The sequence below is a fragment of the Mesorhizobium sp. KR2-14 genome, from assembly GCF_040049255.1.
GTDB lineage: Bacteria > Pseudomonadota > Alphaproteobacteria > Rhizobiales > Rhizobiaceae > Pseudaminobacter.
Genome location: NZ_JBDZDR010000004.1, coordinates 213,760 through 232,286, shown reverse-complemented (window position 1 = coordinate 232,286; position 18,527 = coordinate 213,760). Strand labels below are relative to the sequence as shown.

Here is an 18,527-nt window from a genome sequence, read left to right as displayed (position 1 = left end):
CGCTACTCGACGATCTCGAGCTTGGCCTTGACCAGGTCGTTGACCGCCTGCGGATTGGCCTTGCCGCCGGTGGCCTTCATGACCTGGCCGACGAACCAGCCGGCCATGCTGGGCTTGGCGCGGGCCTGCTCGGCCTTGTCCGGGTTGGCTGCGATCACCTCGTCGACAGCCTTCTCGATGGCGCCGGTGTCGGTGACCTGCTTCATGCCGCGGCTCTCGACCAGCTCGCGCGGATTTCCGCCCTCGTTCCAGACGATCTCAAACAGGTCCTTGGCGATCTTGCCGGAGATGGTGCCTTCCTTGATCAGGTCGATGATTGCACCGAGCTGATCGGGCGAAACCGGAGCGTCTTCGATGGACTTGCCGGCCTTGTTCAAGGCGCCCAGCAGATCGTTGATGACCCAGTTGGCGGCAGCCTTGCCGTCGCGGCCGGCCGCTACCTTCTCGAAATAGTCGGCAATGGCCTTTTCCGAGACCAGGATCGAAGCGTCGTAGGCCGAGAGGCCGAGCGCATCGACCAGGCGCTGCTTCTTGTCGTCCGGCAGTTCCGGCAGGTCCTTCGCCAGGGCGTCGACATAGGCCTGGGTGAACTCGAGCGGCAGCAGGTCCGGATCGGGGAAGTAGCGGTAGTCGTGCGCCTCTTCCTTCGAGCGCATGGAGCGCGTCTCGCCCTTGTTGGGGTCGAACAGGCGGGTTTCCTGTTCGATCGAGCCGCCATCCTCGAGTATCGCGATCTGGCGCCGCGCCTCATATTCGATGGCCTGGCCGACGAAGCGGATGGAGTTAACGTTCTTGATCTCGCAGCGCGTGCCGAAAGGCTCGCCCGGGCGCCTCACAGAGACGTTGACGTCGGCGCGCATGGAGCCCTCGTCCATGTTGCCGTCGCAGGTGCCGAGATAGCGCAGGATCGTGCGGAGCTTGGTGAGATAGGCCTTGGCCTCGTCGGACGAGCGCATGTCGGGCTTCGACACGATCTCCATCAGCGCCACGCCGGAGCGGTTGAGATCGACATAGGACATGGTCGGGTGCTGGTCGTGCATGGACTTGCCGGCGTCCTGCTCCAGGTGCAAGCGCTCGATGCCGACTTCGATATCCTCGAACTCGCCCTTCTTGTCGGGGCCGACGGAAACGATGACCGTGCCCTCGCCGACGATCGGCTGCTTGAACTGCGAGATCTGATAGCCCTGCGGCAAGTCCGGGTAGAAATAGTTCTTACGGTCGAACACGGACTTGAGATTGATCTGGGCCTTGAGGCCGAGGCCGGTGCGGATTGCCTGCTTGACGCACTCCTCGTTGATGACCGGCAGCATGCCGGGCATGGCCGCGTCGACGAGGCTGACATTGGCATTGGGAGCCGCGCCGAAGGAGGTCGAAGCGCCGGAGAACAGCTTGGCGTTTGACGTTACCTGCGCGTGCACCTCCAAACCAATGATGACCTCCCAATCGCCGGTGGCGCCGGGGATCAGGCGTTTCGGTTCTGGCGTGCGGGTGTCAATGATTGTCATGGCGTTCCGGAAACGTTTGGGACCTAATCCGCGGATCAGCCGATGCTCGCGGATCAACAGAAAGCTGACTTTCGCTAGATCAATCGGCCGGCTGTTGCAAGCTTTCCGCAAAAACTGGACGATCTGCAGCTTCGGAAGCCGCGCATATAGGCATCTCTGAGAGGCTGGAAAACCCACCCGCGCACCACAACAGCTCGCGCCGGGCGGCGCCTCGGACACCGGTCGGCACCCTCGCATCAGGCCGTGGCGATGTAGGTTTTCATCTCCTCGGCCTCGCGCTCGACGTCCTCGATCCGCCGCTTGACCACGTCGCCGATCGAAACGATGCCGTCCAGCCGGCCGTCCTTTTCCACCGGCAGGTGGCGGAACCGCCCCTTGGTCATGATCTCCATGATCTCGTGGACGGTGTGGTTTTCGTTGCAGATATTGACCTTGGGCGTCATCACCGCGCGCACCGGCTGTTCCAGCGCCGCCGCCCCTTCCCTGGCCAGTACACGAACGACATCGCGTTCCGACAGGATGCCGACGACCTTGCGATCGTTGTTGGTGATCACCAGGGCGCCGACCCTGTGCTCCGCAAGCCGCCTGATTGCTTCCGCCAACCGCTCGTTGGGGCCGAGCGTAAAAACTTCGTGCCCCTTCGCCTCGAGAATCGCCTTCACCGTCATGGCGGCCTCCTCTGACTTGCAGCCCGAAATGGCCAAGGGCCTTATGGTGCGCCCACGTGCCCCTCATTTCAAGGCCGAACGAGACGCCGGCAACGGGAGGGCAGTTCTACCGTTCTGCGGCTCGGCGCCTGCGATCAAAGAACTGGATGCCGAAGAAGCCCACGACAAAGCCGCCGACATGGGCCTCCCAGGCGATCCGGTCCGACACCCCGGGCACGAAGCTTACAACGCCGGTGACGAAATTGATGACCATCCAGACGATCAGGAAGGTCATGACGGTGCGCGAGCGGAACACCATCTTCACCGGCAGCGGGTTGCCGGAAAAGGCGGCTTTGCCCGACGACCGATCGATGACGAACCCGAATCGGGCAGCCGCTCCCATCATGCCGGCAATCGCACCGGAGGCCCCGATCACCGGCGAAGGATCGAGCTGGTGCACGCTGTAGTGAAGCGCCACCGCGGCCAGACCGCAAACCGCCCAGAACAGGGCAAAACGCGCAGGGCCCAGCCGGTTGGCCAAGGGCGAGCCGAATGCAGCCAGCCAGATCATGTTGACGATGAGGTGGGCGAAACTGCCATGCAGGAAGGCATAGGTGAACGGGCTGGTGAAGGCGTAGATGTCGATTCCGTCCGGCGCTGAATAGCGGATCGGTATGAAGGCGGCACGCACCAGCAGCGCCAGATCTTGCTGCGGCGTAAGCACATAGAGCCGCAAGAGGTGGACCCCCACGCAGAGCGCGACGGCCAGCAAGACAATGCTCGGCAGATTGAAGACGGGCTCGCGGCCGCCCGGCGTGGGGCGGTTTGTGTGGGGGGGATCCTGGGGATTGTTGGCCTGCATTCCGGCTTCCGAGCGTCGTGTCATACGTCGCCTTTAACGCAGCACAGGCGAATCATAAAGAAAAGCCGTCCAAAGTTTTCCTCTGGACGGCTGGTCGAGCCCCCCTGCTCGCCCCAAATCTTTTGACTGAAGTGCTGCGGCAGCCTTGGCTACCGATGACTTCAGCGTGCCACAGCATGGATTGCCGGGCAACATCAACCATTTGTTAACCTTAACGGCCCGGAACGGTTAACAAACCGATAACAGGTCTGGCACGCAACCTGCCTCGCCAAGCATGTAGTTCCTCGAACAACGCCTTTCTGTTCGCCGATGGGACACAAGACGACAGACTGCGCGGAGCGGAGCAGCATGAAACAAGACGGATCGATCAAACTGTTCCACTATTGGAACCGATTGCGGAATGGGCGTCCCGCGCCCAAGCGGACCGAAATCGAGCCGGCCGAGATCAAGACCCTGCTGGCCGACACGTTTATCCTGGAGCAGGACAGCCGCGGCGAGGCCGTTTTCCGCCTGGCCGGCACTCGCCTGTGCGCGACCTATGGGCGCGAATTGAAAGGCTTCTGCTTCCCGTCGCTGTGGCGCGAAAAGGATCAGAGGCTGGTCGCCCGCCTGACCCATGGTGTTTTTCATGCCAAGTCCGTCGTCACCATCGCTTTCGACGGATACTCCTCGAACAGCCGCATCAACCCCTTCGAGCTTCTGCTTCTGCCCTTGGATGGCGGACCTGAAAGCCCACGCGCGCTGGGCATCGTCAGCCCCTGCGAAAGGCCGTTCTGGCTGGGCGCCGACCCGCTCGTCGACGCGATGATCGACTCGGTGCGCGTAATCAATCCCGACCGTGAGCCGATGTTCCTGAAGAACCGGCCCGAGATCCCCGTGCCCTCGCTGGCGCCGAGCGACCACGCCCTTTCCGATTCGATGAAGTCGCTGGGTGCGAAGCGCGTCCGCCATCTGGTGGTGCTGAAGGGCGGCCGCGAGGAGTAGTGGGCCCTGCCCCCCTGGGCCGTCTTACCCGTTGTTAACCTCTAGGCGACTAAATTAACCCTGCCGCCGCGCGAAAGCGCGTGGCCGTTTGCATGCGACAGGGGCAGTCATGAGAGCAGCGGCGATCAGCCAAGCGCCGTCAACGGTCGAGAAGCGCAATTTCCAACGCGTTCGCGTCCATATCCATGGGCGGCTGATGCTGGAAGACCGCAGCGAGCATCCCTGCAAGGTCATAGACATGTCGCCGGGCAGCGTAGCCCTTTTGTGCAACGGAATGGGCCAGCCCGGACAAAAGGTGATCGCCTATCTCGATCACATCGGCCGCGTGGAAGGCGCCATCACCCGACTGCTGCCGAACGGCTTTGCCATGACCATCGCGGCCTCGGACCGCAAGCGGGACAAGCTCGCCGCGCAGTTGACCTGGCTGGCCAACAAGCACGAACTGGACCTGCCGGAAGACCGCAGGCACGAACGCGTGTCGCCGCGCAAGCCGATGAGCACGCTGCGGCTGGCGGACGGTCGCCAGTATGACTGCCGGATCATCGATCTGTCGCTGTCGGGCGCAGCCATCGAAATAGAGGTGAAGCCCGCCTTGGGCGTGCAGGTGATGCTCGGAACCATGCGCGGCCAGGTGGTTCGCCACTTCGAAGAGGGCATCGCCGTCGAGTTCGCAGTGGTGCAGAGGCCGGAAACGCTCGATTCCGAGTTTTCCTGAGGCGCGACTAATCTTCCGTCTCGTCGGGAAAGAACCGCTCTGGAATGCGCTTGGCCTGGGTTTCCATGTCCCAGGCCTGGGAAGCTATGCGCCAACCATCGTCGTTGCGCACCAGCAGGAACATTTCCACGGTGCGATTTGCCCGGCCGGCGTTTTCGACCTGCTCGCAAACAGCGGCTGCCACCGCGACATTGCCGAACACGCAAATCTCGCAGCGCTCAAGCGATTCCTGGAACATTCTTAGCGTGGTCTGCTCCAGGTTCTTCATGCGATCCATGAACGCCTGGACCGTCTGGCCGCGCGAAGGCCGGGCGCTGGCATAGAGAAACGCTTCGGGCACGAAGTCTGCCGAGAAGGCATCCCAGTCGCCTGGATTGTTCGGCGTCCAGCTCAAGCTTGAAAACTGCCGCGCGATCAGCGCCCTGATTGCCTGCCTGTCTTGATCCTGGAGATCGGCCTTACTGACGTCGTTCTTCATTGCGCACTCCTCCGTGCGGGCTGAAGTCGCATTTGAAATAACTCCCAAGCAGCCGCCTTCCAGCTAAGCTCGGGCGCACGCTAATCAGCACAGCATACGCGCCGCCCCTGCCGCGAGCAATTGGAACCGGCCGGGCACTGGGCGTAGCCACGAAGGTGAACGGTTTCCATCAGAATCCGTTCAATTTTTCAGAAAATTTGCATTCAATTTTATTATTAGTTTCCTCAAATAACTACTTCATTTGACGCGCATTTCACTCAACATCTACGGCGATGTTTTGCGTGGAATAAATCCGCTCGTGTCAGTGTGACCGCAAATGGGATGTGTCACAGTGACAAGAACAAAAAGACTGGCGTTGGTCGTAGCGGCGTTTCTGGGCCTTGGCGGGCTGGCCGGAGAGGCTTACGCCGCCGAAGCATTCATGCAGGTGGGCGCACGCACGACGCAGCCGGTGGGGCATTATGATCTCTGCCGCCAGCTGCCGAAGGAGTGCAGCCAGAAGACGGAGAGGAACTCCGAGCTTGAGCTGACGCGCAAGCTTTGGGCTGCGATCGTTGCCGTGAACAATGAAGTCAACAGCCAGATCCAGCCGCGCACCGACATGGAGAACTACGGCGAAGAGGAGCACTGGGCTTATCCCGAAAACGGCTTCGGCGACTGCGAGGACTACGCGCTGGAGAAGCGCCGTCGCCTGATGGCGCTAGGCCTGCAGCCGGGCGACCTGCTGATGACGGTGGTGCGCCAGTCCAACGGCGACGGCCACGCCGTTCTGACCGTCCGGACCAGCCATGGCGACTTCATTCTCGACAATCTGGAGCCGCGAGTGCTGGCCTGGACCGACACTGAATACACCTATCTGAAGCGCCAGTCGGAGCGGCATTCCGGCGTCTGGATGCAGATTAACGACGGCCGTGCCGACGCGGTGGCAAGCTTGTATTGAGCGGGACGACAGAAAACCCGGTCCTGTCCCCCCTTCCCCAAAGACCGGGCTTTGGGAGCCGGCTTCCCCAATAGGGCCGGCTCCCTTTTTCTTGCCCGAAACGAAAGCCGCGGGGCCGGCTCAGAGCTTCTGCAGCCCTGCCTTGAACCGCCTGGCGTTCTCGACATAGTGCGTCGCAGACTCACGCAGTCGTTCGACTGCCTGATCGTCCAGCATGCGCACCACTTTTGCCGGCGAACCCACGATCAGCGAATTGTCCGGAAACTCCTTGCCCTCGGTGACCAGGGCGCCCGCCCCGACCAGGCAGTTCCTGCCGATCTTCGCTCCGTTCAGCACGATCGCGCCCATTCCAATCAGGCTGTTTTCGCCAATGCTGCAGCCGTGAAGAATGGCCCGATGGCCGATGGTGCACCCCTGCCCGATCGTGAGCGGAAAGCCGGGATCGGTGTGCATCACCGTATGTTCCTGGATATTGCTGCCGGCGCCGATCTCGATCCGCTCATTGTCGCCACGGATGACCGAGCCGAACCAGATGCCCACGTCGCGGCCGATTCCGACGCTGCCGATCACGGTTGCGTCGGGCGCGATCCAGCTGCTTTGCTCGTCCTCGAATTCGGGTCTCGTCCCATCGATTGCGTAAAGAGGCATTTCTTCTCCCTGCCTGAGATGTAGCGCGCGGCCTGGAGACCAGCCTAGCCGGGCGGAGCGCCCAGCGGCAAGCCGTGACCGAGCTGCTCCACCGGGCCCTCGTTTACCAGCCATTTACCATGAGATTGCAAGGTTGGCAGCGTCGGCCACCAGGAGAGCCACCATGAAGCGGGCCGCCGTGCCGCAGCCGCAAGAAGCCGTCAGATCCGTCGATAATGTGCTGATGAAGAAGGTCTTCCACATCTTCGCCGCGCTCGGGCTAGTATCCGCCGCCATCAGCTATGGCGGCAACTGGCTCGGCCGGTCTCTGGCGTTGGCCGGCCACACCGACGACACGCGTCGGCATGAGGTCGTGATCGGCAACAACGTGATTTCGGCGCCGGCAAATGCGATCCGCTTCGAAAAGGCAAGACGCGACGGCATCGCAACGCGACTCGACATCTATTTGCGCTGGCCGGAGATGGAAGGCTACACGAGCGCGACCCGCGACGACTTCAACAACGCCGACGGCGGGCGGCACATCCTGTTTCTCAGTTTCGACGAGCGGATGATGTCGCGCGACATGAGCGGACGCTTCGCGCCGATCTACAGTTCCTTGATCGAGCGGCCGGGAACGGCCGGTCCGGGCGGACTCATGCTCTACGGATTCACCGAGAAATCTGGCTACATCAATGAAGAACTGGCGGTTGCCGAACGCCCAGGCGAGGAGCCTTTCGTGGCGCGCTGCCTTGTCGGCCCGAGTGCGGAGGAATCGCTTGCCCCGTGCGAGCGCGACATTCACCTCGGCGACGAACTGAGCCTCAGCTACCGATTTTCCAGAGAACTCCTGGAGGACTGGCAGCGCCTGGAGGCGAGTGTGCGGGCCAAGGCCGCGCAATACGTGAAGACCGGCCGCTGACGCGGCCGGCAGGGACGGTGTCAGTCCAGATCGACGTCGAGAATGGCCATCGAGAAGTTGTAGTCGCCGTCGTCCTCATCCTTGAAGACGATGCCGAGGAACTCGTCGCCGATATAGACTTCGGCCGAGTCGTTCTTGCGCGGCCGCGCCTTGACCTGCAACTGCGGATTCTGGAAGGTCCGCTTGAAATATGCGTCGAGTTTTCTGATTTCTTCCGGCTTCAACACTCTTCTCCCGGTGGCGGGGTGGTTCGATGAACAGCGCTTCTGACACGCCTTGAACGGCAATGTAAAGGCGCACGGCACAAACTCACCGGACAAATGGCAGCGCCCGCCAGCAGCTGCCAGGAACCCCGGAGCTTAGATGTCGAAACTGACAACGTGGTCCATGGCCTGCGAGGGCAGGAACTGATCCATCTGGCGCGAAGGCTGGTCGCAACCGGTTTCACCCACGACACGGGCCGGTACGCCGGCCACCGTCTTGTTGTGCGGGACGGAAGACAGCACAACCGATCCGGCTGCAACCTTCGCGCAGTGACCCACTTCGATGTTGCCGAGGATCTTGGCGCCGGCGCCGATCAGCACGCCGTGCCGGATCTTGGGATGACGGTCACCTCCCGCCTTTCCGGTACCGCCCAGCGTCACGCCATGCAGGATGGAAACGTCGTCCTCGATCACCGCCGTCTCGCCCACGACCAGCCCAGTGGCGTGGTCGATGAAAATGCCCTTGCCGATTTTCGAAGCCGGATGAATGTCGGTCTGGAAGACGGAAGAGGAGCGGCTCTGAAGATAGAGTGCGAAATCACGCCGGCCGCAGTTCCACAGCCAATGCGCCAGCCGGTGTGTCTGGATGGCGTGGAAGCCCTTGAAATAGAGGATCGGCATCAGGAAGCGGTCGCAGGCCGGATCGCGATCGTAATAGGCCTGGATGTCCACCCGCACTGTCGACGCCCAGCCCGGATTGTCGGCCAGCATGGCCTTGAAGGCCTGGCGGATGAGATCGGCACCGAGGTCCTGGTGCGCCAGGCGCTCTGCCAGGCGATGCATCACCGCATCCTCGAGCCTGTCCTGGTTCAGGATGGTGGAGTAGAGGAAGGCGGCAAGCACCGGGTCGCGCGATACGGCTTCCCTTGCCTCCTCCTGCACCGATCTCCAGATCGGGTCGATGGGTTGAAGCGCTCCGTGGCGAGTTGCGCTGCTAGTCGTCATGGGAAGTCTCCGTTGCCAGGCGGCATCAACGTCAGGCTGACATATAGGTCAGAAGATACCAGGTTTGAACCCAATTTTCCTGAACCAAGCTTCAAGGGATTGTGCTTGCTGGCGTTCTAGGGCGCAAAAGGAAAAAAATGCCCGCGCCGGTGGCCGCGCGGGCATTTGCAGTTACAGAATCGTATCGTGCGAAGTGAGGCGCCCTGCCACGGCAGGGTTGAGGACAATGCGGCGCGTCAATCTTCCGCGTCGTCATCCTCCATGCCCCGCATGTGGCTTTCGGCAGCGCCCCTCATCTCGTGCAGGACATGCATTGCCAGAACGCGCAGCCGCATCTTCTGCTTGTCGTCGAGGCTCTGATAGAGGGGCTGCCAGGCTTGCGCGAGCTGCTTGAGCGTGGCGGCTCGCTTGGCCATGTTGTCGGCACGGTCGTTCAAGAATTCGAACACGTCGCGCTTCTCCTCGCGCGGCTTTGCCATTGCATCAAGGCGGGCATGTCTGGCTTCTGCCCGGGCACGGATAGCTTGCTCCACGGGCGGCCATAGTTTTTCTTGTTCGGGCGTGAGCTGAAGCGCGGTCTTGACCACGTCAATTCTGGCATCCGTCAAGGCCTTCCAATCGACCGAGTTCAGCAGCTCCTGGGCGCGTTCGGATGGCGTCTGAGTTTGGGCCAGCGCTGGCCCAGCGATGAGCAGGGCTGTCAACCCGACAAGTGCTGTTCGCAACATGTTGATCTTCCTTTTCTTTCCGAAAAGATGGTGATCGGCCTAGTTGGGCTCTGCGGGTCCGGAAGTGGGACCCAAAGGTTGCCGGAAGCAACCTCCGGCATTCTGCCAACGGCACAGAGCCGTTCCTTGATCCAACGCAATTTGCCCTGCCGGTGCCGCCGCGAACCGCATGCGCGGCGATCACGTTTGCGGCATGGCCAAGGGCGCGAGGGAACGCCGCCCCCAGTTGGACGGGAGCTAGCCGAAGTGTCATGCGTATTTAGGCGGAGCCCGGAAGCGAGATCCCGGACTTCTGTTACGGTGCGGCGCGGTGCCGGTCAGCCCGGTTTACAGCCGGTTTTCCGCGAGAAATTCCAGCACGCGCTTCTTGAAGGTCCGGTCGCCGACCGAGAGCATATGGTCCCTGCCCTCAATGTCGAACGCCACCGCATTGGGCATGAGCGCCGCCAGTTCTTCAGGGGAACCGGCAATGTCATCCCTGGTGCCTACTCCGATCAGCGTTGGCTGCATGATGCGGGCGACTTCCGCTTCGCTCAGCAGTTCGCGCGAGGTGGAGATGCAGGCGGCAAGTGCTGCGCGGTCGCTCTTGGTCTGGTCGGCGAAGGCCCGGAACATTTGGCCGCGCGTGTGGCCGATCGCTGCGGGATCTGGCGCCAGAAGCGCCTCGGCGATGGGGTCCCAGTCGCCGACGCCCTCAATCATACCGATGCCCAGACCGCCCAGCACGAGCGTCGCGACCTTCTCTGGCGTCGCCAGTGCCATGAAGGCCGAAACCCGAGCGCCCATCGAATAGCCCATGACATGGGCCCGCTCGATGCCGAGATGGTCGAGCAGGGCCGCGGCATCGCTCGCCATTTTCTCCGGCGTATAGTCGTCGGCGTTATAACTCTTGGTCGACAGTCCGTGGCCGCGATTGTCGAGCGCTATGGCCCGATAGCCTGCTTCCGTCAGCGTCTTGACCCAGCCCGGCGCAACCCAGTTTACGATGTGGCTGGATGCGAAGCCGTGAATGAGGAGAACGGGTTCAGCCTCACCGTGATGCGGTGCACGGTCGATGAAGGCGAGTTCGAAACCGTCGTGGGAAAAAAACTGCGTCACGCTTGCGAGCCCCAACTGAAAAGGCGCGCCGAGCCTAGTTGCCGGGCTGGACAGCGCCGATGACCGGATGGCGGAAGAGATCGCCTTCCTGGATGCCGGCCTTTTCGGCCATGCCGGCTTTCAATTCAAGCACGAACCGCACCGGATCGTCGGGCGCGATCAAGGCCTCCGAGAACGGCTCGCCGCGGCGCACCGCCTTCACCTTGCCGTCCTGGCCTATGAAGATGAGGTCGAGCGGCATAGGGGTGTTCTTCATCCAGAACCCGACCGGCCGCGTCTGTTCGAACACGAACAGCATGCCATGGTCGTCTCCCATCTGCTCGCGAAACATCAGGCCGGCGGCGCGCTCGGCATCGTCGTCGGCAATCTCGATCGAAAAGGCGCGCTCGCCGCTGCCGGTGACCGCCACGAGCGGTGTCGCGTCGGTAGGCAAAAGCATGGGCTGCCCGTCGGCGGCGGACGGCTGCAAGAAAACGAGAGAGGTGACTATGCCGACGATTGCGGCAAGCACCGCGCCGGCCAACCAGAACCTGCGGATCATAAAAATGTCTCTTCTATCGCGGGCCATCGCGCCCGGCCGCCATCGTACCAGAAGCAGCCGCCCGGCGCATGCAGATGGAGAGCAATTTGGAACGACGGCCGGGCCGGACAGGCGGAGGCCAAGCCTAGTGCGGAATGGGCAGTGTGCCGATATCGGGGTGGATTTCGGCTGCCATGAGGCCCTTGTCACCCTTTCCGTAGCGCAGGAGAACCACCTGGCCGGGGCGAAGCTCGGTCAACCCGTAGCGGCGCAGGGTTTCCATATGGATGAAGATGTCTTCCGTGCCTTCGCCGCGGGTCAGGAACCCAAAGCCCTTGGTGCGGTTGAACCATTTCACCAGCGCGCGCTCGAGCCCGCTCTCCGCGGTCACCGCCACATGGGTGCGCTGCACATTGTTCTCGGCAGGATTCGCCGCCGTCGAATTGTCCATCGACAGGACCTGGAACGCCTGCAGGCCGCGGTCGCCCTGACGCACAAGGCAGACGACGCGCGCGCCTTCGAGCGCGGTCTGGAAGCCGTCGCGGCGCAAGCAGGTCACATGAAGGAGAATGTCGGCGCCGCCGCCGTCCGGACGGATAAAGCCGTAGCCCTTGGCTACGTCAAACCATTTGATGGCGCCCGAGACCTCGACAAAATCGACGCCTTCGTCGATCTCATCGCGTTTCAAGGCCGCTTCTCCGGCCAAGTCCCGCCCCGCGAAAGAGGCTCTGTCCCCCATTCGACCGCACCTTTTTCTCGTAACGACGCAACTGATTCTTAAATGCAGATTAACACTTTGGGTTTGCTCGTGTGCAAGAGCCGGGGGCCGGATTTTTCGTTCAAGCCCGCGTAATACTGTGGATCAACTTCGACGAGCCGGCGGCAAAGGCTTTGTCCGTTGCCGCGCCGCAGCACCGCTGCCATATGTTCGTAAGCTCCAAATAGGGACTGGAAAAATGCGCTATCTGCACACCATGGTTCGCGTTGCCGACATCGAGGCATCGCTTGATTTCTACTGCAACAAGCTCGGCATGAAGGAGATGCGCCGCTACGAAAGCGAAGCGGGCCGATTCACGCTGATCTATCTCGCCGCCAGCCACGACGAGGGTGCCGCCGCCTCCAAAAAGGCGCCGCTGCTCGAGCTGACCTACAACTGGGATCCGGAAAATTACACCGGCGGCCGCAATTTCGGGCATCTCGCCTATGAGGTGGACGACATCTACGCCACCTGCCAGCACTTGATGGACAAGGGCGTGACCATCAATCGCCCCCCGCGCGACGGCTACATGGCATTCATCAAGTCGCCGGACGGCATTTCGATCGAACTGCTGCAGAAGGGCGAGGCGAAGGAGAAGGCCGAACCCTGGGCGTCCATGCAGAACACCGGCACCTGGTAGCAGGCGAAACTGCGCCCGCGTTTTTCCAGGGAGGCACGCGGGCAAGCGGGGCGCTTGCGCCTCGCGGCGATGTTTGCGCGCCCTTGCGGTCGTGCTAACACCTTCATGGAAGGTTTGGGCCCGAGGGAGCGTTTCGCAATGAAAGACGTGCTGAAGGAACTCGAGCGCCGGCGCGAAATCGCGCGTGCCGGCGGCGGCAAGGCCCGCGTGGAGGCCCAGCACGCCAAGGGCAAGCTGACAGCCCGCGAGCGCATCGAAATCTTCCTCGATGAAGGCTCCTTCGAGGAGTTCGACATGTATGTCGAGCACCGCTCGACCGACTTCGGCATGGAGAAGACCAAGGTCGCCGGCGATGGTGTCGTTACCGGCTGGGGCACAGTCAACGGGCGGCCGGTCTTCCTTTTTGCCAAGGATTTCACTGTCTTCGGTGGATCTCTTTCAGAGGCGCATGCGGAAAAGATCCAGAAGGTGCAGGACATGGCGCTGCGCAACCGCGCGCCGATCATCGGCCTATACGACGCTGGCGGCGCGCGCATCCAGGAGGGCGTGGCAGCACTTGGCGGCTATGCAGAGGTGTTCCAGCGCAATGTGCTCGCCTCGGGCGTCATTCCGCAGATCTCCGTCATCATGGGCCCATGCGCCGGGGGCGACGTCTATTCGCCTGCCATGACCGACTTCATCTTCATGGTGCGCGATACGTCCTACATGTTCGTGACCGGGCCGGACGTGGTGAAGACCGTGACCAACGAGACGGTGACGGCCGAGAGCCTCGGCGGCGCCTCCGTCCACACGACGAAATCCTCGATCGCCGACGGCGCTTACGACAACGACGTCGAGACGCTGCTGCAGATGCGCCGGCTGATCGACTTCCTGCCGGCCTCCAACACGGCCGAGATACCCGAGATCGAGTGCTTCCAGTCAGTGACCGACCACGACCTGTCTCTAGACCGGCTGATCCCCGACAACGCCAACAAGCCCTACGACATCAAGGAACTGATCCTGAAGATCGCCGACGAGGGCGACTTCTTCGAGATCCAGCCGAGCTTCGCCAAGAACATCGTCGTCGGCTTCGGCCGCATAGAGGGCCGCACGGTCGGCTTCGTTGCCAACCAGCCGATGGTGCTGGCAGGAGTGCTGGATTCCGATGCCAGCCGCAAGGCGGCGCGCTTCGTGCGCTTCTGCGACTGCTTCAACATCCCGATCGTCACATTCGTCGACGTTCCGGGCTTCCTGCCCGGCACGAGCCAAGAATATGGCGGGCTGATCAAGCATGGCGCCAAGCTTCTTTTCGCCTATGCGGAAGCGACGGTGCCGAAAGTGACCGTGATCACCCGCAAGGCCTTCGGCGGCGCCTATGACGTGATGGCCTCAAAGCACCTGCGCGGCGACATGAACTATGCCTGGCCGACAGCGCAGATCGCGGTAATGGGCGCCAAAGGCGCAGTGGAAATCATCTACCGCAAGGATATCGGCGACGCCGAGAAGATCGCCGCGCACACGAAGGCCTATGAGGATCGATTCCTCTCTCCCTTCGTGGCGGCCGAGCGCGGCTATGTCGACGAGGTGATCATGCCGCATTCCACCCGTCGGCGGGTGGCGCGGGCGCTGCGCATGCTGCGCAACAAGGACCTGCAAAACCCCTGGAAGAAGCACGACAACATTCCGCTTTGAGAGCGGTCAGCGCCAGCTGCCGGCGCTTCAGGCTATTGCTCCTCAGGCCGCCGAGCCGACCGCAAGGGCATCGTCCTGGAATGCAAACCCATCATAGCGTACGCCGGCGAAGGCCAGCCGGCGCATGACAAGGTTGTATTCGTCCAGATCGACGTAGAAGAGCCTGGTAATCTCGGCGATCAGATCGTCCTGCTCGTAGCCGCGCGAACGCAGGATGTTGACCGCCGTGAGAATATCGACGCTTTCCGTCAGGCGCGGCTTCAGACAATCTTCGATAATGTTCTGCATCGGCAGCCCCTCGCCAATTGCCCAAACACAGATACAGCAACGAACGCTTTGCAGAATGGAGGCGGTCGCTTGCGCCAGCCTTACGGCTTCAGCGACTTTTTCGCGGCGACCGGACACACGATGACAGGCCCGACTCACTCAAGGCCACGATCAGATTATCACGGGAGAGGCTTGACGCTATTTGCGGCGGCTTTGGATTGGAGGACGTCAGTGGCGGCGCGCCTGCACCAGATAGCTCTCGATGGTCGTTTCGCCGAGCCACTTCATGGCTTCCAGGCGATGCAGCCCCTCGATCAGAACATATCGCTTGCCGTCGAAGCGCACCTGGATCGGTGTTTGCTGCCCGTTTTCGACGATGCTTTCGGCAATGAAGCGCACCGTTTCGGGATGCAGCGTCTTGCGGCGCGCTGCCGGGACATAGATCTGACTGATCGGAATTTTCTGAGGTCTCAGCATGGCCTCGCCAACGGATGTGGAGCTTCGCCATGATTAGTGCTTTGGCGCCGGATGTCCATGCCCCCCGCTATTCGAGAGTGACCCGGCCAGAGCGCGCTTCTACGCTGCGCTCCGACCGGGTGCCCTCCCCTGAAGGCTGCGTCGGCGTCATCGCGCAAGCCCCCCAACGGCTGGCGCGAGAGCGACGCACATCACCTCGGCAGCAACATCCGTGCCAATCATGATTTTTGAGCCCTGGCCGCGACAACTGCGGGACTTTCCGGCGTGTTGCTCGCGGCGGCAAAGATGAGCAGGCTGCGCGAATGACACAGTGTGACCCGGTTTGGGCCAACAACGTCGCCGAAAGAGAACAGCTGTCCCAATTTCGGCATGGCGGCGGTCGCACCAGATCGAGAAGGGTGTTCGCTATCTTTGGTCAGCGACAACGTCGGCCGAAAAGCGCAGTTCGCGCATGGGCCTGACCTTGCGGGTCGTTTCATCATAGATGGGGTGTGCCTTAAAGGCGGCCAGCGCCGTCTGATCGGCAAATTCCGCGTAAACGACGAGGTCGATCGCATCGCACATCGGGTCGACCTTGGTGTTGACCGTCACTTCGAAGTGGCTGGAATGCGGTATGACAGCAAGCGCGAGCAGCCCGTTGCGGATAGTCTCGACGTCCTGCCCTCGCTTGGCGCTGAAGAATACAATGTGCCGGATCAATTTCGCCTCCTTCGAGTCTGGAGGCGCCCTTTTGGGATCTCGCGGCGGCGCTCGTCAATGCATATGCGCGTGCCAGATTCCTCATCACGGACTCCTGCCTCAGCCCCGCTCGACAATCGCGAGTCAGTGATTTGATGTTGAGGAATGGCAGGCCTACTTTTTGGTATGTGAGCGAAGATAGGAATAAGTCCCCCTCAACTTATCTTCGAAATTCTTGGCCCATTACTTGATGGGCAAAGAAAAACGGAGAACAAAAATGAAAAAAATCATTATCCCCATCGCCCTGGGCATTGTAGCCGCAAGTGCTTCCATGGCTTCAGCCCAGTTCTTCAATCCGCGCGGCGGCGACGCGGCCCCGCCTGTGGTGTTGTTCCATCCACCGACGAACATTGACATAACAGGCCGTGCCGGGTTTGGCGGGTTCGCAACTACCACACCCAACATGCGCGGCGGCGACGCGGCACCTTCGTCCGTTGTCGTCAACCCGCCCACCAGCCTCGACATCACGGGCCGCGCAGGTTTTGGCGGCTTTGCAACTAGCACACCCAATATGCGCGGCGGCGATGCCGCACCTTCCTCGGTGATCGTCAATCCGCAGGACGTCATCCTCGAGCGCTAGTCCCCGACTAGCGCAGGTTGCAGAAGGGGCGGCAGGTCATCCTGCCGCCCCTTTGCTGTGGCCCATCCGTGCGTGTCTATCAAAGCATGATGCGATATTTCGCAAAGCCGTCGGCGCCCTCGCCCGCGGCTTCGATCTTTACGCTCTGGACCTGGTCGAGAAACTCCTTCGCCTTGGGTCCGGTTTCGAAAATCACGGCCGTGCCAGGCATTGGCGCGAACGACCAGTTGCTGTCGGCGGAAGGATTGATGGTCTTCTGCTCCACGATGTAGCGCACGATGACGTCGCGGTTGGTGTCAGGCGCCTCGACGATGATCTTGGTTTCGTTGATGTCCGGGAAATTGCCGCCGCCGCCGGCGCGGTAGTTGTTGGTGGCAACCACGAATTTCGCCTGGGGATCAATGGCTTTGCCGTCAAACATGAGGTCGATGATGCGGCTCGATCCCGCATTGGCCACCTTGCCCTTCGGGTCATATTTCGGCGGCTGCGACAGATCGATCTTGTAGGTCACCCCGTCGATGACGTCGAAATTGTAGGACGGGAAGTCCTTGTTGATGAGTTCCTGGTCGGCCTTGCCGGGTTCGATCTGGTTGAAGATGCCAGCCGACATCTCCAGCCACTCCTTGACCTGCGCGCCGGTGATTTCCACCGCCCGCACGGTGTTGGGATAGAGGTAGAGATCGGCCACGTTCTTGATCGCCACGTCGCCGGCCGGCACGTCGGTGTAGTAGTCCGCACCGCCGCGGCCGCCCGCCTTGAAAGGCGCCGCCGCAGAAAGCACCGGCAGGTCCTTCCACTTCGTTTCCTTGAGCAGGTCCTTGATGTACCAGATCTGCGCCTGGCTCACGATCTGCACCGACGGATCGTCGGCCACCAGTGCGAAATAGGAATAGAGCGGCGCCGTGGTCTTGCCGACCGGCCGGCGGACATAGGCCAGCGTTGCCTCGTGGTCTTCCTTGAGAGCGTCGGCGATGCGGTTGTCGTCCTCAACGAGGGCCTTGCTCTTGTTGTCGACGCGCTCGTAGATCGGCCGCGCCTCCGAGGTTGCCGACACCACGCGCCACTTGCTGCCGTCGCGTTCGAGAAAAAGATCGACCAGGCCCATATGCGAGCCCCAGAAGCCACCCATCACGGCGGGTTTGCCCATCAGCGTGCCCTTTTCGGCATCCACCCCCTCGAGGCCCTGAAAATCCTTCTTTCCCGGGAAGACGAGATGCTGGTGGCCGGTGAAGATCGCATCGATGCCTTCCACGCCGGCCAGGAAGAAGGAGGCGTTTTCCATCATGTCGCTTTGCTTGGTGTCGATCCCGGAGTGCGAAAGTGCGACCACGACGTCGGCGCCCTCCTCCTTCATCTGCGGCACCCAGGCCTTGGCTGCCTGAACGATGTCGCGGGTCATTACGTTGCCCGAAAGATTCTTGGCGTCCCAGATCATGATCTGCGGCGGAACGAAGCCGATGACGCCGATGCGGATCGGATGCTCCTCGCCGGCGCCGTCCTTGATCTTCCGGTCGAGGATCACGTAGGGCTTGAGATAGAGCTTGTCGTCGCGAGGGTTGGAGGCGAGCTCCGTACCGCGGATCAGGTTTGCGCAAACGAATGGGAAATTGGCGCCGGCCAGCACCTTATCGAGGAAGGACAGGCCGTAGTTGAACTCGTGGTTGCCGAGCGTCGAACACTCGTAGCCGAGCAGGTTCATGCCCTTCATGATCGGGTGGACGTCGCCTTCCTTCAGCCCCTTCTCATAAGCGATGTAGTCGCCCATGGGGCTGCCCTGCAGAAGGTCGCCATTGTCGACCAGCATGGTGTTGGTGGCTTCCTTGCGCACGGCATCGATCAGCGAAGCCGTGCGGGAAAGCCCCATCGTGTCGTTCGGCTTGTCGGCGTAGTAGTCGTAGGGCAGCACGTTCACATGGATGTCGGTGGTCTCCATGATCCTGAGATGGGCCTGGTTTGCCTGTGCGCGCGCCGAAAAGGGATGCAGCATCACCAGGGCGCCGGCAGCGGCGGAGCCTGTGAGAAATGACCGGCGCGAAATCGAGGGAAGCACTTGCGACATGCGTTTTCTCTCCTGTGAAAAGGCTCAAAAAAATCGACGTCGAAACCCGGAGTTTCGCGCCGAATTCCTGACGAGTCCAGCAGGGGAGGATGACGGGGCAATGACAG

The 18,527-nt window shown here is 61.7% G+C and carries 22 protein-coding genes; 7 read left to right on the top strand and 15 right to left on the bottom strand.

Features of this window, described 5'->3' with window-relative positions; genetic code table 11:
- Positions 1-2: 2 nt before the first annotated feature.
- From gatB to ABLE86_RS13210, 3 genes are all read right to left on the bottom strand, one after another.
- Positions 3-1,505 (bottom strand): Asp-tRNA(Asn)/Glu-tRNA(Gln) amidotransferase subunit GatB, encoded by a 1,503-nt coding sequence (gene gatB, locus ABLE86_RS13220; protein ID WP_348779424.1) that lies wholly within the window; start codon positions 1,503-1,505, stop codon positions 3-5.
- Between the two features lie 236 nt (positions 1,506-1,741).
- Positions 1,742-2,173 carry a CBS domain-containing protein gene (locus ABLE86_RS13215; RefSeq protein WP_348779423.1) on the bottom strand — a complete coding sequence of 144 codons (432 nt, stop codon included), beginning with the start codon at positions 2,171-2,173 and terminating at the stop codon, positions 1,742-1,744.
- Between the two features lie 106 nt (positions 2,174-2,279).
- Positions 2,280-3,014 carry a rhomboid family intramembrane serine protease gene (locus tag ABLE86_RS13210; protein WP_348779422.1) on the bottom strand — a complete coding sequence of 245 codons (735 nt, stop codon included), beginning with the start codon at positions 3,012-3,014 and terminating at the stop codon, positions 2,280-2,282.
- 348 nt (positions 3,015-3,362) lie between these two features.
- Here ABLE86_RS13210 and ABLE86_RS13205 point away from each other — a divergent pair, with 348 nt between their 5' ends.
- Positions 3,363-3,998, top strand: a complete 636-nt coding sequence (locus tag ABLE86_RS13205) for a PAS domain-containing protein (RefSeq protein WP_348779421.1) — start codon at positions 3,363-3,365, stop codon at positions 3,996-3,998.
- A 109-nt stretch (positions 3,999-4,107) separates the two neighbouring features.
- The gene (locus tag ABLE86_RS13200; protein WP_348779420.1) at positions 4,108-4,713 is read left to right on the top strand and encodes a PilZ domain-containing protein; all 606 of its coding nucleotides are present in this window, start codon (positions 4,108-4,110) and stop codon (positions 4,711-4,713) included.
- Positions 4,714-4,720: 7 nt separating this feature from the next.
- Here the strand turns inward: ABLE86_RS13200 and ABLE86_RS13195 are convergent, their stop codons facing one another.
- Complete coding sequence (locus ABLE86_RS13195) at positions 4,721-5,191, bottom strand: nuclear transport factor 2 family protein (protein WP_348779419.1); 471 nt, start codon at positions 5,189-5,191, stop codon at positions 4,721-4,723.
- A gap of 421 nt (positions 5,192-5,612) precedes the next feature.
- Here ABLE86_RS13195 and ABLE86_RS13190 point away from each other — a divergent pair, with 421 nt between their 5' ends.
- Positions 5,613-6,131 carry a transglutaminase-like cysteine peptidase gene (locus ABLE86_RS13190; protein WP_348779626.1) on the top strand — a complete coding sequence of 173 codons (519 nt, stop codon included), beginning with the start codon at positions 5,613-5,615 and terminating at the stop codon, positions 6,129-6,131.
- A gap of 120 nt (positions 6,132-6,251) precedes the next feature.
- Here the strand turns inward: ABLE86_RS13190 and ABLE86_RS13185 are convergent, their stop codons facing one another.
- The gene (locus ABLE86_RS13185; RefSeq protein WP_348779418.1) at positions 6,252-6,779 is read right to left on the bottom strand and encodes a gamma carbonic anhydrase family protein; all 528 of its coding nucleotides are present in this window, start codon (positions 6,777-6,779) and stop codon (positions 6,252-6,254) included.
- A 163-nt stretch (positions 6,780-6,942) separates the two neighbouring features.
- On the opposite strand from ABLE86_RS13185, the gene ABLE86_RS13180 reads away from it, so the two are divergent.
- On the top strand, positions 6,943-7,677 hold the full coding sequence (locus tag ABLE86_RS13180; RefSeq protein ID WP_348779417.1) for a hypothetical protein: 735 nt from the start codon (positions 6,943-6,945) through the stop codon (positions 7,675-7,677).
- Positions 7,678-7,697: 20 nt separating this feature from the next.
- Here the strand turns inward: ABLE86_RS13180 and ABLE86_RS13175 are convergent, their stop codons facing one another.
- The 6 genes from ABLE86_RS13175 to ABLE86_RS13150 form a co-directional block, all read right to left on the bottom strand.
- On the bottom strand, positions 7,698-7,901 hold the full coding sequence (locus ABLE86_RS13175; RefSeq protein WP_348779416.1) for a DUF3126 family protein: 204 nt from the start codon (positions 7,899-7,901) through the stop codon (positions 7,698-7,700).
- Between the two features lie 135 nt (positions 7,902-8,036).
- Positions 8,037-8,885, bottom strand: a complete 849-nt coding sequence (gene cysE, locus ABLE86_RS13170; protein ID WP_348779415.1) for a serine O-acetyltransferase — start codon at positions 8,883-8,885, stop codon at positions 8,037-8,039.
- A 236-nt stretch (positions 8,886-9,121) separates the two neighbouring features.
- Positions 9,122-9,613, bottom strand: a complete 492-nt coding sequence (locus ABLE86_RS13165; RefSeq protein ID WP_348779414.1) for a Spy/CpxP family protein refolding chaperone — start codon at positions 9,611-9,613, stop codon at positions 9,122-9,124.
- A gap of 327 nt (positions 9,614-9,940) precedes the next feature.
- Positions 9,941-10,711 (bottom strand): alpha/beta hydrolase, encoded by a 771-nt coding sequence (locus tag ABLE86_RS13160; RefSeq protein ID WP_348779413.1) that lies wholly within the window; start codon positions 10,709-10,711, stop codon positions 9,941-9,943.
- A 34-nt stretch (positions 10,712-10,745) separates the two neighbouring features.
- Entirely contained in the window at positions 10,746-11,252 is a 507-nt protein-coding gene (locus ABLE86_RS13155) for a DUF192 domain-containing protein (RefSeq protein ID WP_348779412.1), read from the bottom strand.
- 124 nt (positions 11,253-11,376) lie between these two features.
- Positions 11,377-11,970 (bottom strand): cold-shock protein, encoded by a 594-nt coding sequence (locus tag ABLE86_RS13150; RefSeq protein WP_348779411.1) that lies wholly within the window; start codon positions 11,968-11,970, stop codon positions 11,377-11,379.
- A 217-nt stretch (positions 11,971-12,187) separates the two neighbouring features.
- Here ABLE86_RS13150 and ABLE86_RS13145 point away from each other — a divergent pair, with 217 nt between their 5' ends.
- Positions 12,188-12,628, top strand: a complete 441-nt coding sequence (locus tag ABLE86_RS13145) for a VOC family protein (protein ID WP_348779410.1) — start codon at positions 12,188-12,190, stop codon at positions 12,626-12,628.
- A 138-nt stretch (positions 12,629-12,766) separates the two neighbouring features.
- Complete coding sequence (locus ABLE86_RS13140) at positions 12,767-14,299, top strand: acyl-CoA carboxylase subunit beta (RefSeq protein ID WP_348779409.1); 1,533 nt, start codon at positions 12,767-12,769, stop codon at positions 14,297-14,299.
- Between the two features lie 42 nt (positions 14,300-14,341).
- On the opposite strand, the gene ABLE86_RS13135 is transcribed toward ABLE86_RS13140, so the two are convergent.
- From ABLE86_RS13135 to ABLE86_RS13125, 3 genes are all read right to left on the bottom strand, one after another.
- Entirely contained in the window at positions 14,342-14,587 is a 246-nt protein-coding gene (locus ABLE86_RS13135; protein WP_348779408.1) for a hypothetical protein, read from the bottom strand.
- A gap of 207 nt (positions 14,588-14,794) precedes the next feature.
- Positions 14,795-15,043, bottom strand: a complete 249-nt coding sequence (locus ABLE86_RS13130; protein ID WP_348779407.1) for a ParB N-terminal domain-containing protein — start codon at positions 15,041-15,043, stop codon at positions 14,795-14,797.
- A 405-nt stretch (positions 15,044-15,448) separates the two neighbouring features.
- On the bottom strand, positions 15,449-15,742 hold the full coding sequence (locus tag ABLE86_RS13125) for a Dabb family protein (protein WP_348779406.1): 294 nt from the start codon (positions 15,740-15,742) through the stop codon (positions 15,449-15,451).
- Positions 15,743-15,998: 256 nt separating this feature from the next.
- Here ABLE86_RS13125 and ABLE86_RS13120 point away from each other — a divergent pair, with 256 nt between their 5' ends.
- Complete coding sequence (locus ABLE86_RS13120) at positions 15,999-16,361, top strand: hypothetical protein (RefSeq protein WP_348779405.1); 363 nt, start codon at positions 15,999-16,001, stop codon at positions 16,359-16,361.
- 79 nt (positions 16,362-16,440) lie between these two features.
- Here ABLE86_RS13120 and ABLE86_RS13115 read toward each other — a convergent pair whose 3' ends face one another.
- Entirely contained in the window at positions 16,441-18,420 is a 1,980-nt protein-coding gene (locus ABLE86_RS13115; RefSeq protein ID WP_348779404.1) for a bifunctional 2',3'-cyclic-nucleotide 2'-phosphodiesterase/3'-nucleotidase, read from the bottom strand.
- Between the last annotated feature and the right edge of the window lie 107 nt (positions 18,421-18,527).